Source organism: Mesorhizobium sp. WSM4819 (genome assembly GCF_055811215.1).
This window is the reverse complement of record NZ_JBVVQO010000024.1, coordinates 1-14375: the sequence shown is the minus strand read 5'-3', so window position 1 is coordinate 14375 and position 14375 is coordinate 1. Positions and strand designations below refer to the sequence as shown.

Genomic DNA, 14375 nt, shown 5'->3' with positions numbered 1-14375 from the left:
CCACCGGCAGGAGCGCCGGAGGAGGACGTCATGACCATAGCTCGGACACCGGTGGCGCTGCGCCGGCCGATCGACGGACGCCACCGCAAAATGTTCGTCGATGGCGCCTGGGTCGACGCTTGCTCGGGCCGCACCATGGAAACCCGCAATCCGGCCACCGGCGCGGTCATTGCCACGGTGCCGTGCGGCGACCGCCAGGATGTTGAGCTGGCGGTGGCCGCAGCGCGCAGGGCCTTCGACGGGCCGTGGAGCCGGTGCAAGCCCTATGAGCGGCAGGTGCTGCTGCTCAGGATCGCCGATCTCTTCGAGAAGCACTGGGAGGAGATCAGCCGCTCGGACACCACCGACATGGGCATGCCGATCGTGCGCACCCTGGCCAACCGCAACCGCGTCATCGGCATGCTGCGCTATTACGCCGGCATGGCGACGTCCCTGCACGGCGAGACGATCGAGAACTCGCTGCCGGGCGAAATCGTCTCCTTTACGCGCAAGGAGCCGGTCGGCGTCGTCGGCGCCATCATCCCGTGGAACGCCCCGACGGCGGCTTCGATCTGGAAGATCGGACCGGCGCTGGCGACCGGCTGCACCGTGGTGCTGAAACCATCGGAAGAGGCGCCGCTGACGCCGCTTCTGATCGCCGACATCATGAACGAGGCCGGCGTTCCGCCAGGCGTCGTCAACATCGTGACCGGCACCGGCGCCGAGGCAGGCGCCGCCCTTGCCGAGCATATGGGCGTCGACAAGATCGTCTTCACCGGCTCGACGGCAACCGGCCAGTCGATCGTCCGCGCCTCGGCTGGCAACCTCAAGCGCGTCTCGCTGGAGCTTGGCGGCAAGTCGCCGGTCATCGTCTGCGCCGACGCCGATCTCGACAAGGCGGTGCCGGTGGCGGCGATGTCGGTGTTCGCCAATTCCGGCCAGATCTGCATCGCCGGCTCGCGCCTGTTCGTCGAACGCTCCGTCCATGATGACTTCGTCGAGCGGCTGGTGGCCTATGCCAAGGGTCTCAGGATCGGCGACGGCATCGATCCGGCGACCGAGATCGGCCCGCTCGTCTCCGAAAAGCAGCTGCAACGGGTCGCCTCGTATTTCGAGGCCGGCACGGCGGAGGGCGCGACCCTCGTCACCGGCGGTCAACGCCTCATGGAAGGTGCGCTGGCCGCCGGCAATTTCGTCGCGCCGACCGTCTTTGCCGATGTCTCGGACGACATGAGGATCGCGCGCGAGGAGATCTTCGGGCCGGTGATTTCGGCGCTGCCGTTCGATACGCTCGATGAGGCGGTCGAGCGTGCCAACAACACGCCCTACGGTCTTGCCGCCGGGGTCTTCACCCGCAATGTCGCCACCGCCCACCAGCTGTCCCGAAAAATCCGCGCCGGCTCAGTCTGGGTGAACACCTATCACGCCATCGATCCGGCCGTGCCCTTTGGCGGCTACAAGATGAGCGGCTACGGCCGCGAGGGCGGTGCCGAGCACCTCGACGAGTATCTCAACACCAAGGGCGTGTTCATCAAGATCGATTGAGCGATCTTACCTTCTCCCCTTGTGGGAGAAGGTGGCCTCGCGAAGCGAGGTCGGATGAGGGGTGCTCCAGCTTGGCACCGACGGCACTCCGTCCAACACCCCTCTTCCGTCTCGGCGCTACGCGCCGATCCACCTTCTCCCACAAGGGGAGAAGGCAAGATCAGGACCGCGGTCTGGTCTTCTGCGGATCGTAGTGCGCAAAAGTCACGACGCGTGCCGGCAGTCGCTTGCTGTGGCCGTCGAGCTTGCCGATCTCGACCGCGGTGCCGATCGCGGCATGGGTGACGTCGAGCCTGGCCAGCGCGATGGTCTTGTTGAGCAGCGGCGAGCGCATGGCGGAAGTGACCTCGCCGATCTGGGCGCGGCCGACATGGACGCAATCGCCATGCCCGACCGCGACATTGGCGTCGATGTCGAGGCCGACCAGTTTCCTGTGCGGGTTTTCCTTGCGCCGGATCAGCGCCTCGCGGCCGATGAAATCGTCGGTCTTGCTCTTCAGCGGCACGGTGAAGCCGATGCCGGCCTCGAACGGATCGGTCTGGTCGGAAAATTCGTGAGCAGCAAAGATCAGCCCGGCCTCGATGCGCACCATGTCGAGCGCCTGCAGCCCCATCGGCTTTAAGCCATGCGGCTGGCCGGCCGCCCAGATGGCGTCGAACACCTTTTCGGCGTCGCGCGGGTGGCACCAGATCTCGTAGCCGAGTTCGCCGGTGTAGCCGGTGCGCGAGACGACGATTGGAATGCCGTTGCCGCCGCCGATGCGGGCGACGGCGAAACGGAACCATTCGAGCTCCTCGATCGACGGCTGCAGCGGCGAGGTCCAGATGATCTCCTTCAGGATGTCGCGGCTCTTCGGTCCCTGCACGGCGACATTGTGCATCTGGTCGGTCGACGAGCGCACCAGCACGTTGAGGCCGAGGCTCGTCGCCGTGTCGCGCAGCCATTCGCCGGACAGATCGTCGCCGCCGACCCAGCGGAAATTATCCTTGCCGAGCCTGAGCAGCGTGCCGTCGTCGATCATGCCGCCATGCTCGTAGCACATGGCGGAATAGACCACCTGGCCGACGCCGAGTTTTTTGATGTCGCGGGTCAGCGTGTATTGCAGCAGCGCTTCCGAATCCGGGCCGGTGACCTCGAACTTGCGCAGCGGCGACAGGTCCATGATGACGGCGGCCTGCCGGCAGGCCCAGTATTCGTCGATAGGGCCTTCTTTTGCGAAGGAATTGGTCAGCCAATAACCCCTGTACTCGACGAAGTTGCGGGTGTGCTTGGCAAAGCTCGAATGAAATGATGTCTCGCGGGTCATTTTCGGTTCCGAATCGGGCGTCATGCGTCTCGCGATCGCTCGCGAGAATTTATGCTTGCCGGAATAGGTCCGCACATGGATGTCGGTCAGGTTCCAGCCATTGGCCGGCGTCGTATCGTCGGGACAGGCGGACGACACGCAAACGATGTCGGTAAGTGCCCGCAGCAGCACATAGTCGCCCGGCCGCGACCATGGCTCGTCCGACACCATGACGCCATGCGCGTCGATCGCCGTGTTGAAGAAGAAATTGATCGCCATCCAGCCCGCGCGCGGGCCAACACCCTTGTCGGCGAGCGCGCGGTTGAAATTCTCCGAGCAGTTGGGATGACCGGGATAGCCGATGTCGTCATAATATTTGGCGGCGCAAGCGAGCGCGAACGCATCGTGCCGGCCGCAGGTGTCCTGCACCACCTCGACCAGCGGCTCCATGTCCTGGTCGTAATATTTCGAATGCAGGCCTGGCATCGGATAGCTCGAACCCATCAGCGTGCGGGTCGTCGTCACGTCGAGCGGATGGTCGCGTCCCTTGTCGAGCTTGCGCGCCGAAAAGCACTGGAAGTCGGTGCATTGGCGCCCGTCGACATCGATGATCTGCAGATAGTCGCCCGCCTTGACGAAGTAGGCTTCCGCGGTCGCCGAATGGACGCGCAAATCGAGCACCGGGTCGGCCAGCGGGTCGCCAACCCTGGACTTCGCCGCCGGACGGATCGTGGCACGGCGCACGATGACGCTGAGCGGCGTTGCCGTGTCGTGGCCGTCGACCGGCATCGGCCCGCCCGGGGCGGCGATCAGCATCGAGCCATTGCGGGCAACGGCAAAACCCTGTTCGGTGCCGGCAGCGGTGGCGCCGCCGAAGACACGAACCGCCTTTGCCTGGTCGAGTTGCACCTGGCGTCGCTCGAGCCCCCGGCGCAAGAACGCGAGGCTGTCGTCGCCATCGGCCAGCAGCGCCTTGATGCCGGCGGCATTGCTGTTCGATTTCTCGCCGAAAATGCCGGCATCAGGCACGCCGCTCTTGTCCCATGCCAGCAACTCGCAAGCCTGGCCGCCTTCTACGTTGCGTACGCTGACGGTATCGCCGGCCTCGACGTCGATGAGCACCGCACCATTGCCGCGGACGGAATAGCGCTCCATGCCGGCGGGCAGCGCCATCTGGCCGGGCCGCAGGATCAGGCTCGGTCGTGGCGGTCCGGCGGCGATGGCGGGGTAGGGCGACTGGCTCATCTCGACCCGGGTCTCAAGAAACAAGTTTGCCTGTGCGTAAAATTATTTTCGCAGCAAGAATAGCAGTGCGTGTCGGTTTGGCAAGGCGAAGGTGGTGCGGCTCCCCCTTCTCCCCTTTTGGGAGAAGGTGGCCGAGCGAAGCTCGGTCGGATGAGACACATCGCCCGGCGCCGGGCGCCATCGTAGATGAAGGTGCGCGGGCCGCTTTCTCTGGTTATATCAGTTTTAAACTCGGGCCCTTGGCCCAAGTCGCTATCCGATTGAATGAAACAGAGTTTGAAGTCACTTTCATGGCAGCGGTGCTCCAGCTTGGCACTGACAGCACTCCGTCCAACACCCCTCTTCCGTCTCGGCGCTACGCGCCGATGCACCTTCTCCCACAAGTGGAGAAGGGAAAAGGCAACCGCTACCCCAACTCCCCTGAATACCCGATGTCGACGCCATACTCGGCGGCTGCGTCGAGCATCGTGTGCCACAGGCTTTCGGCGAAACTTGCAAACACCAGAAGGTTGAACATCGGCTGCCCGTCCGGCCGGTCATTGCCACGCCAGAGATTGACGCCGGTGTGGTCGATCGATGTGGCGGCAGCGGCGTCGATCGGAAACGCCGCCGGGTGCAGATCGAGCGACGACAATTTCGCCAGCATGGCGCGCGCATTGGCTCCCGAGACGCTGATCAGGGCGCGCGCATGCGACTGGTCCGACAGCGAGGCGGACTGCGAGAACGCCTGGCTCAAAATGTCGATCGTGTGCTTGCCGCTCTTGGACAGGACGAGGAACTGATCCGGTCCCGACCAGATGAGCGTCACGTCCGAAGCGCTGACGGCCTTCGGCAGATCCGGAGCCGCCATGCCGAAACGGGCTTTGGCGGCGTTTGCCAGTTCCGCCCCTTTGCCGCGCCGCGCCATCACCTGGATCAGGTCGAAATTGCGAACTTCAGTGAGGGAAATGCACGGCGCGACGTCGCGCGCGCCATGGGCGCCTACCACAAGTGCGTGCTTCAGCGGACTGCGAGAAAGCCACGAAAACTCAGCCACGCTGGCGCCCTCCATCCGGATCGTAGAAGACGGGATTGCACAGCTCGACGTCATAGTCTTCACCTCGCAGCGGATCGTGCGCATGGACGATCTCGCCGATGCGCTCGCGGCCGCGCTCGACAAGCGCCAGCCCGATCCACTGGTCAAGCGTCGGCGAGAAACAGACCGAGGTGACATAGCCCTGGTCGTTGGCAGAACCCGGTATCTCGCCTTTCGGAATGACATGCGCGCCGGAGCGCAGGCGGCGCGCTCTGTCCGTCGGCTTGATGCCGACCACGACCTGCCGATCCGGTGCGACCAGCGCCTCGCGTCCGGCCATGACGCGGCCGACAAAATCCTTTTTGGTCGACATCATCTTGCCCAAGCCGAGATCGGCCGCGGTCGTCGTGCCGTTCAGTTCCGGCCCTGCAACATGGCCCTTTTCGATGCGCATGACGCCGAGCGCCTCGGTGCCATAGGGCGTGACGCCGAATTGTTTGCCGGCTAGCATCAGGTTGCGCACCAGCGCGTCGCCGTAGCGGGCCGGAACGGAAATCTCGAACGCCATCTCGCCGGAGAACGAAATGCGGAACAGCCGCGCCCTGATGCCGCCGCGAAGCGCGACTTGCCGCGCGCCCATGAACGGAAAGCCCTCGTTCGACAAATCCTCGGCCGGGTCGACCATTTCGCGAAGCAGGTCCCGGGTCTTCGGCCCGGCGATCGAGAATTGCGCCCACTGGTCGGAGACTGACGTGAGTTGCACGTCGAATTGAGGAAACAGCACCTGCCGGCAGAATTCGAGATGCTGCATCACCGGCCCGGCCTTGGCGGTCGTGGTGGTCAGGAGATAGTGGTCATCGGCCAGCCGCGACGTGGTGCCGTCGTCATAGACCAGGCCGTCCTCGCGCAGCATCAGCCCATAGCGAGCTTTTCCCACAGCAAGATTGGAGAAGGTGTTGATGTAGACGCGGTCGAGGAAGGCGCCGGCATCCGGTCCGTGCACGTCGATCTTGCCGAGCGTCGAGACGTCGCAAAAGCCGACGCCGGAGCGTACCGCCTTGACCTCGCGGATGACCGTTTCCAGCCAGTCCTTCTCGCCGGCGCGCGGATACCATTGCGCCCGCTTCCACAAGCCGGTGTCGATGAACACCGCGCCCTGTTCGGCCGCCCAGTGATGCGACGGCGTCAGCCTTGTCGCGTGGAAGTTTTCGTCGCGATGATGGCCGGCAAAGGCGCCGATGGCGACCGGCACATAGGGCGGCCGGTAGATCGTCGTGCCGGTCTCGGGAATGGATTTGCCTGATAGCGCCGCCATGATGGCGAGGCCGGCGACATTCGAGGTCTTGCCCTGGTCGGTCGCCATGCCGAGCGTCGTATAGCGCTTCAGATGCTCGACCGATTCAAAGCCTTCGCGCTGCGCCAGCTCGATGTCGGCAGCGGTGACGTCATGCTGGTAGTCGACAAAGGCTTTGCCTTTGCCGGCAACATGCCAGAGCGGGGTCAGCGAAAACGCTTTGTCGTCGGCGACTGGCGGCGTGCCGGCACTGCCGCTGTGCCCGGCGCTCTGCGCCGCCGCCGCACCGGCGGCAAACCCCTGGCGCAGGCAGGCGCCGAGCCCAAAAGCGCCGTTGGCGGCACCGGCGGCCACCATGCCGGGAGGCGCGCCGTCCGGCACGAAGGCCGATATGTCGTCCTGCCATTGCGGCCGGCCGCGATGGCAGGAGGTCAGCCCGACCGCCGGGTTCCAGCCACCGGAAACGGCAAGCCCGTCGGCTTCGACCTCGGCGCGTGCGCCGCCTGCCAGAGATATCGAGATTTTCCTGACACCGCCCTTGCCGCCGTCCACCCCGCTGACGAAACCGTTCAAAATGGCAAAGCCGGTTTTGGCGGCAAGCGCGCGATGCGCGGCCGATACGTCCGGACGCGCATCGACGACGGCAGCGATCTGCAATCCGGCGTCGAGTGCCGCATCGACCGTGCGCCAGCCATCCTCATTGTTGGTGAACAGCGCAATCCTCTTCGCCGGGGTTGCCGCATAACGTGCGATATAGCTCCGCATTGCCGAAGCCATCATCACGCCGGGCGTGTCGTTGCCGGCAAAGACGATCGGCCGTTCGATGGCGCCGGCGGCAACAATCGAGCGCTTTGCCACGATCCGCCACAGGCGCTGGCGCACCTGATGCTCTGGCGGCGAGGGCAGGTGGTCGTTGACCCGCTCGATGGCGCCATAGGTGCCGCCATCATAGACGCCGAACAGCGTCGTGCGGGTCATGATGCGGACGTCCGGCAGCGATGCGAGCTCGGCCAGCGTGCGCGAAATCCATTCGGCTGCGGGCACCCCGTCGATCGTGCCGCCGTCGGCAAGCAGGCGGCCGCCAAGCGCAAAATCTTCCTCGCACAGGATGACGCGGGCACCGGATCGGCCGGCGGCAAGTGCTGCCGCCAGTCCGGCTGGGCCGGAGCCGGCGATCAGCACGTCGCAATGCGCCCACGTCTTGTCGTAATGATCAGGATCGGCAACGCCCGCGGCGCGGCCGAGACCAGCGGCGCGGCGGATCGCCGGCTCGTAGACTGCTTCCCAGAATTTTGCCGGCCACATGAAGGTCTTGTAGTAGAAGCCGGCGACGAAGATCGGTGAGAACAGCTGGTTGACCGCCATCAGATCGTGGCGCAGCGACGGCCAGCGGTTCTGGCTGGCGGCTTCCAGACGGTCATAAAGTTCGGCGGTGGTCGCCTTGGTGTTGGGCTCGCGCCGGGCTCCGGTGCGCAGCTCGACCAGTGCGTTGGGTTCTTCCGAGCCCGCGGTCAGGATGCCGCGCGGCCGGTGGTATTTGAACGAGCGGCCGACCAGCTTGACGCCATTGGCGATCAGCGCCGAGGCCAGCGTGTCGCCTTGGAAGCCGGCAAAGGTTTTGCCGTCGAAGCGAAAGTTCAGCAGCAACGAGCGGTCGATGAGACCGCCGGATGGCAGACGATTGGGTTGGCTGGAAATCACGATGCCCGGCCCCCATGCACGAGCGTCGCGCTGCCCCTCATCGCCCTGCCGGGCACTTCTCCCCGTATAGTGACGGGGAGAAGGACGCCTTCACTGAGGGGTTCGCCAATCTCCAGCGTAGCAGGAAGGGCGCCGAGGTTGCGGCCATCTCCCTTCTCCCCGTCACTATACGGGGAGAAGGTGCCGGCAGGCGGATGAGGGGCGGCGCTGAGTTGGCTAAGAATACTCATTTTGCCTGCCTCGCCCCGACTCCCGCCGCCGGATCGACCGAGGAAATCTCGTGTGTCAGCGTGTTGCGGATGATCTTCAGCCAGGCCCGGCAGCCGCCGCCATGATACCAATGTTCGCTCGTCTCGCCGGCAATGTTGTCGCGCAGATAGACGTAGTCGAACACCTCGTCTTCCGAGGCGCCGGCTGCCGGCCGCAGCGGCTTGGCGTCGCCGAGACAGGTGAACTCGCCGAGTTCGCGTTGGCCGCAGAAGGGACAGACAATACGCATGCTTTTCGGGCCGTCCTCAGTGCAGGTTCGGTTGGGCGCCGACGCCCTTTTCATCGATGACAGCGCCCCGCCGGAACCGGTCGAGGCGGAAGCGCGCCGCCTCCTTGTGCAGTTCGTCGCGGGCCAGAAGATGGGCAAAGACAAGGCCGGAGCCGGGCGTCGCCTTGAAGCCGCCATAGCACCAGCCGGCATTGAGATAGAGCCCGTCCACCGGCGTCTTGTCGATGATCGGCGAGCCGTCCATCGACATGTCCATGATGCCGCCCCATTGGCGCAACAGGCGCACGCGACCGATCATCGGCATCAGCGCCATGCCGCCCTCGCAGACGTCTTCCATCACAGGCATGTTGCCGCGCTGGGCATAGGAATTGTAGCCGTCTATATCGCCGCCGAAGACCAGCCCGCCCTTGTCCGACTGGCTGACATAGAAATGGCCGGCGCCGAAGGTCATGACATTGGGTATCAGCGGCTTGATCGCCTCGGAAACGAAGGCCTGCAGCACATGGCTCTCGATCGGCAGCCGCAGGCCAGCCATCGCCGCGACGCGCGACGAACTGCCGGCGACGGCCATGCCGACCTTGCCGGCGCCGATTGTGCCGCGCGATGTCTCGACGCCGGTCACCTTGCCGTTGGCGTCGCGCCCAAAGCCGGTCACCTCGCAGTTCTGGATGATGTCGACGCCGAGCGCGCTCGCCGCATGGGCGTAGCCCCAGACCACGGCGTCGTGGCGTGCTGTGCCGCCGCGCCGCTGCAGCAGGCCGCCTTGCACGGGAAAGCGGGCATTGTCGAAGTTCAGGAACGGCATCATCTTCTTGACCGCGGCAAGGTCGAGCAGTTCGGCATCGATGCCGTTGATGCGCATCGTGTTGCCGCGCCGCGCATAGGCGTCGCGCTGCGCATCGGAATGGTAAAGGTTGATGACGCCGCGCTGGCTGACCATCGTGTTGTAGTTGAGGTCCTGCTCCATCCGCTCCCACAGCTTCATCGACAGCTCGTAGAAGCCGGTATTGCCGGGCAGCCCGTAATTGGAGCGGATGATGGTGGTGTTGCGGCCGGCATTGCCGGAGCCGATCCAGCCCTTTTCGAGCACGGCGACATTCCTGATGCCGTATTCGCTGGCGAGGAACCATGCCGTCGCCAGGCCGTGGCCGCCGCCACCGATGATCACCACGTCGTAGCGGTCCTTCGGGCTGGCGTCGCGCCAGGTGCGCTGCCAATTCTTGTGACCGGAAAATGCCGCACGGGCGAGGGAGTAGATCGAGTATTTCATGACTCTATTCCGAGGTCGCTCGCGCCGCGCAGGACCATTCTTGACGCATCGGAATCGTCCGAAAACCGCTTCACACTTTTCGGTCCGATGCTTTAGATATCCAACGTGTAGTCGCGCTCCCACTGGGTGAAGTGGGAAGCATAGGAATTCCATTCCTGATGCTTCAGCTTTAGATAAGCCGACGAGAATTCCTCACCCAGCGCCGCCTTGAGCGATTTGTCGTTGTCGAACTCGCGCAATGCATCGAGCAGGTTGAGCGGCAGCTTCGGCGCGCCCTCCACCGTATGCCCGAACTGGTACATGTCGATGTCGTAGCGCTTGCCGGGATCGGCCTTCGAGCGGATGCCGTCGAGGCCGGCGGCGATGATGACCGCCTGCAGCAGGTAAGGGTTTGCCGCGCCGTCGGGCAGGCGCAGCTCGAAGCGTCCGGGGCCGGGCACGCGCACCATATGGGTGCGGTTGTTGCCGGTCCAGGTCACCGAGTTCGGCGCCCAGGTGGCGCCCGAAATGGTGCGCGGCGCATTAATGCGCTTGTAGGAATTGACGGTCGGGTTGGTGATCGCGGCAAGTGCCGAGGCATGCTTCATGATGCCGCCGAGAAAATTCCTGCCCTTCGCCGACAGGCCGAGCTCCATGGCGTTGTCGGCAAAGACATTGGTCTTGCCGTCCTTGTCCCACACCGAGATGTGGGCGTGGCAGCCATTGCCGGTCAGGCCGGGGAATGGTTTTGGCATGAAGGTGGCGCGCAGGCCGTGCTTTTCCGCAACGGACCTCACCATGAACTTGAAGAAGGAATGCTTGTCGGCGGTCGCCAGCGCATCGTCGAAGGCCCAGTTCATCTCGAACTGGCCGTTGGCGTCCTCATGGTCGTTCTGGTAGGCGCCCCAGCCGAGCGCCAGCATGTGGTCGCAGATCTCGGCGATGACATCGTAGCGGCGCATCACCGCCTGCTGGTCGTAGCAGGGCTTTGACGCCGTGTCGTATTCGTCGGAAATCGTCTTGCCGTCCGGCGAGATCAGGAAGAATTCGGCCTCGACGCCGGTCTTGACATGCATGCCGTCGCCCGCCGCCTCGTCAATCAGCCGCTTCAGCGTGTTGCGCGGCGCCTGAGCGACCGTTTTTTCGTCCATCATGCAATTGGCGGCAACCCAGGCGACTTCCGGCTTCCACGGCAGCTGGATGACCGAATCCGGATCTGGCACCGCCAGCATGTCTGGATGCGCCGGCGTCAGGTCGAGCCAGGTGGCAAAGCCGGCAAAGCCGGCGCCGTCCTTCTGCATGTCGGCGATGGCTTGCGCCGGCACCAGCTTGGCGCGCTGCCCACCGAACAGGTCGGTGTAGGAGATCATGAAATATTTGACGCCGTTCCCTTTGGCGAAGGCGGCGAGATCGTTCCCCATTATAGTTCCTCGCTTATTGGTATTTGGTAGTTTTGTATCAGAAGCCGTTCTTCCCCGGTATCCAGTTGGTCCCGGCCAGCGGCACGCCGGCCATGGCGGCGGCTTCGATCGTCAGCGCGACGAGATCCTCGGGCTCGAGATTGTGCAGGCTGTTCTTGCCGCAGGCGCGGGCGATCGTCTGCGCCTCCAGCGTCATCACCTTGAGGTAATTCGCCAGCCGTCTTCCTGCCGCTATCGGATCGAGCCGTTTCATCAGCTCGGGGTCCTGCGTGGTGATACCGGCCGGATCGCGGCCCTCGTGCCAATCGTCATAGGCGCCGGCGGTGGTGCCGAGCTCGTTGTAATCCGCTTCCCAGCGCGGATCGTTGTCGCCGAGCGCGACAAGTGCGGCGGTGCCGATCGACACCGCGTCGACGCCGAGCGCCAGCGCCTTGGCGACATCGGCGCCGTTGCGGATGCCGCCCGAGATGATCAGCTGCACCTTGCGGTGCATGCCGAGATCCTGCAGCGCCTGCACCGCCGGCCTGATGCAGGCAAGCGTTGGCTGGCCGACATTCTCGATGAACACTTCCTGGGTTGCGGCGGTGCCGCCCTGCATGCCGTCGATCACGACGACATCGGCGCCTGATTTCACCGCAAGGGCTGTGTCGTAATAGGGCCGCGCGCCGCCGACCTTGACGTAGATCGGCTTTTCCCAGTCGGTGATTTCACGCAGTTCCAGGATCTTTATTTCGAGATCGTCGGGCCCGGTCCAGTCGGGATGGCGTGAGGCTGAGCGCTGGTCGATACCCTTGGGCAGCGTGCGCATTTCGGCGACACGGTCGGAGATCTTCTGGCCAAGCAGCATGCCGCCGCCACCGGGCTTGGCACCCTGGCCGACGACGATCTCGATCGCATCCGCCCGGCGCAAGTCGCGCGGGTTCATGCCGTAGCGCGACGGCAGGTACTGGTAGACCAGCGTCTTGGAATGGCCGCGCTCTTCCTCGGTCATGCCGCCGTCGCCGGTCGTCGTCGAGGTGCCGGACAGCGTCGCGCCGCGGCCGAGCGCTTCCTTGGCCGAGCCGGACAGCGAGCCAAAACTCATGCCGGCAATGGTGATCGGGATTTTCAGCTCGATCGGCTTTTTCGCATGGCGCGAGCCCAGCACGACGCTGGTGTCGCAGCGCTCGCGATAGCCTTCGAGCGGATAGCGCGAGATCGAGGCGCCGAGGACAAGCAGGTCGTCGAAATGCGGCAGCCTGCGCTTGGCGCCGGCGCCGCGGATGTCATAGATGCCGGTCGCAGCGGCGCGACGGATCTCGGAAAGCGTGTAGTCGTCGAAGGTCGCGGATTTGCGCGGCGTCGTCGGCGGGTTGCGATAGGTCATTGAGCCTCAATACGCGTCGGCGTTGTCGATGTTGAAATTGTAGAGCGTGCGCGCCGAGCCGTAACGCGTGAACTCCGCCGCCTTGACGCCGGTCACCCCGGCGCGGTCGAGCAGGTCCTGCAGCAATGCCAGATGCTCGGGCCGCATCTCCTTGGCGATGCAGTCGGCGCCGAGGCTGCCGACCTTGCCGCGCACGAACAGCCGCGCCTCGTAGATGGAATCGCCGAGCGCATCGCCGGCATCGCCCAGCACCACCAGATTGCCGGACTGCGCCATGAAGGCCGACATATGGCCGATATTGCCGTGGACGACGATGTCGATGCCCTTCATCGAGATGCCGCAGCGCGACGACGCGTTGCCCTCGATGACCAGCAGCCCGCCCCTGCCGGTGGCACCGGCATATTGGCTGGCATCTCCTTTGACCGTTATCGAGCCCGACATCATGTTTTCGCCGACGCCGGGTCCGGCCGAGCCATGCACCGTGATGGCGCTGCCGTCGTTCATGCCGCCGCAATAATAGCCGACGCTGCCGCGGACATCGACGGTGACCGGCTGGTCGACGCCGACGGCGACCGAATGGCTGCCTTTCGGATTGAGCACTTCCCAGGCGGTCTGGTTCGAACCGGGAGTCAAATCGTGAAGCGTCTGGTTAAGCTCGCGCAACGGCATCTCGGCCAGGTCGAAGACCCTGGATGCATGGCTCTGGTCGAGTGCCTTGGAGACGTTGATTGCCGGCATGAGCTTAATGCTCCCAGAAATAGACGGTTGCGGGCTCGGGCTCCCAGACCCTCGCATTGTCGATGCCGGGCAGCTTGGTGAGCGCGCGATATTCCGAGCCGAAGGCGACATACTGGTCGGTCTCGGCCATGACGGCAGGCTTGCAGGCGATCGGGTCGCGCACCACGCCGAAGCCGTTCTTGGTGCCGACGACGAAGGTGAAGAAACCGTCGAGGTCGCTCAGCGTGCCTTCCAGCGCCTCGCCGAGATTCTTGCCATGAGCCATCTGCGAGGAGAGATAGGCGGCCGCGACTTCGGTATCGTTCTCGGTCTCGAATTTCATGCCTTCGCGGCTCAGCTCGCGGCGGACATTGTTGTGATTGGACAGCGAGCCGTTATGCACCAGGCACTGGTCGGCGCCGGTCGAGAACGGATGCGCGCCCATCGTCGTCACCGCCGATTCCGTCGCCATACGGGTGTGGCCGATGCCGTGCGTACCGGTCATGCTGCGCACGTCGAAGCGATCGACGACCGCTTCGGGCAAGCCGACCTCCTTGTAGATTTCGACGACGTCGCCGGCGCCCATGATGCGGATGTCGGGGCGCAGCGCCTGGATGGTCTCGCGCACTTCATCGATCTTGTCGGGCGTGGTCCTGACGACCGCATGCGTCGATTTCACCGCGATGTTCACCGGCGTTCCGATCGCTCTGGCGAGTTCGGCGTCAAGGTTGCGGAAATCGTGCTCCGGCTTTGCCGACTGCATGGTGATCTTGGCCTCATTGTCGGATGGCGCGCCATAGATAGCGATGCCGGCGCTGTCGGGACCGCGATCGCTGAGCGAGATCAGCATTTCCGACAGCATCGAGCCAAGCTGGGGCTCGAGCGACTTGTCCTTCAAAAACAGTCCGACGATTCCGCACATGTCAGGCTCCCGAGGTGAGGTATGATTCCGGTGCTACCAGCTTCATAGGTTGAGTTCAACTCGTATGAAAGTTTTTTTCATCCTGGACAAGTCGTCTGGCGCAAATGGCGCGCCAGACCAGTCTCTTATAAACATCT

10 protein-coding genes are annotated in these 14375 nt (G+C 64.4%); 1 reads left to right on the top strand and 9 read right to left on the bottom strand.

Annotated elements, in window-relative coordinates; genetic code table 11:
* Positions 1-30 precede the first annotated feature (30 nt).
* Entirely contained in the window at positions 31-1524 is a 1494-nt protein-coding gene (locus AC0L18_RS20940; protein ID WP_473494009.1) for an aldehyde dehydrogenase family protein, read from the top strand.
* 160 nt (positions 1525-1684) lie between these two features.
* Here the strand turns inward: AC0L18_RS20940 and AC0L18_RS20935 are convergent, their stop codons facing one another.
* From AC0L18_RS20935 to AC0L18_RS20895, 9 genes are all read right to left on the bottom strand, one after another.
* A complete protein-coding gene (locus AC0L18_RS20935; RefSeq protein WP_473494008.1) occupies positions 1685-4054 on the bottom strand; it encodes a DUF1989 domain-containing protein in 2370 nt (789 codons plus the stop codon).
* Between the two features lie 406 nt (positions 4055-4460).
* Entirely contained in the window at positions 4461-5090 is a 630-nt protein-coding gene (locus AC0L18_RS20930) for a sarcosine oxidase subunit gamma (RefSeq protein ID WP_473494007.1), read from the bottom strand.
* Positions 5083-8061, bottom strand: coding sequence for a sarcosine oxidase subunit alpha (locus AC0L18_RS20925; protein WP_473494075.1), 2979 nt, complete (start codon positions 8059-8061; stop codon positions 5083-5085). The genes AC0L18_RS20930 and AC0L18_RS20925 overlap by 8 nt, the downstream gene beginning before the upstream one ends.
* Before the next feature lie 229 nt (positions 8062-8290).
* The gene (locus AC0L18_RS20920) at positions 8291-8563 is read right to left on the bottom strand and encodes a sarcosine oxidase subunit delta (protein ID WP_473494006.1); all 273 of its coding nucleotides are present in this window, start codon (positions 8561-8563) and stop codon (positions 8291-8293) included.
* A gap of 16 nt (positions 8564-8579) precedes the next feature.
* Positions 8580-9833, bottom strand: a complete 1254-nt coding sequence (locus AC0L18_RS20915; RefSeq protein ID WP_473494005.1) for a sarcosine oxidase subunit beta family protein — start codon at positions 9831-9833, stop codon at positions 8580-8582.
* A gap of 92 nt (positions 9834-9925) precedes the next feature.
* Positions 9926-11233 (bottom strand): type III glutamate--ammonia ligase, encoded by a 1308-nt coding sequence (gene glnT, locus AC0L18_RS20910; protein WP_473494004.1) that lies wholly within the window; start codon positions 11231-11233, stop codon positions 9926-9928.
* A 37-nt stretch (positions 11234-11270) separates the two neighbouring features.
* A complete protein-coding gene (locus AC0L18_RS20905) occupies positions 11271-12599 on the bottom strand; it encodes an FMN-binding glutamate synthase family protein (RefSeq protein ID WP_473494003.1) in 1329 nt (442 codons plus the stop codon).
* 6 nt (positions 12600-12605) lie between these two features.
* A complete protein-coding gene (locus tag AC0L18_RS20900; protein ID WP_473494002.1) occupies positions 12606-13337 on the bottom strand; it encodes a GltB/FmdC/FwdC-like GXGXG domain-containing protein in 732 nt (243 codons plus the stop codon).
* Positions 13338-13341: 4 nt separating this feature from the next.
* Complete coding sequence (locus tag AC0L18_RS20895; RefSeq protein ID WP_473494001.1) at positions 13342-14238, bottom strand: class II glutamine amidotransferase; 897 nt, start codon at positions 14236-14238, stop codon at positions 13342-13344.
* Between the last annotated feature and the right edge of the window lie 137 nt (positions 14239-14375).

Coding starts and splice junctions, on each gene's coding strand:
- AC0L18_RS20900 (WP_473494002.1), bottom strand. CDS start 13,337: ATGCCGGCAATCAACGTCTCCAAGGCACTCGACCAGAGCCATGCATCC.
- AC0L18_RS20940 (WP_473494009.1), top strand. CDS start 31: ATGACCATAGCTCGGACACCGGTGGCGCTGCGCCGGCCGATCGACGGA.
- AC0L18_RS20905 (WP_473494003.1), bottom strand. CDS start 12,599: ATGACCTATCGCAACCCGCCGACGACGCCGCGCAAATCCGCGACCTTC.
- AC0L18_RS20935 (WP_473494008.1), bottom strand. CDS start 4,054: ATGAGCCAGTCGCCCTACCCCGCCATCGCCGCCGGACCGCCACGACCG.
- AC0L18_RS20915 (WP_473494005.1), bottom strand. CDS start 9,833: ATGAAATACTCGATCTACTCCCTCGCCCGTGCGGCATTTTCCGGTCAC.
- AC0L18_RS20920 (WP_473494006.1), bottom strand. CDS start 8,563: ATGCGTATTGTCTGTCCCTTCTGCGGCCAACGCGAACTCGGCGAGTTC.
- glnT (WP_473494004.1), bottom strand. CDS start 11,233: ATGGGGAACGATCTCGCCGCCTTCGCCAAAGGGAACGGCGTCAAATAT.
- AC0L18_RS20895 (WP_473494001.1), bottom strand. CDS start 14,238: ATGTGCGGAATCGTCGGACTGTTTTTGAAGGACAAGTCGCTCGAGCCC.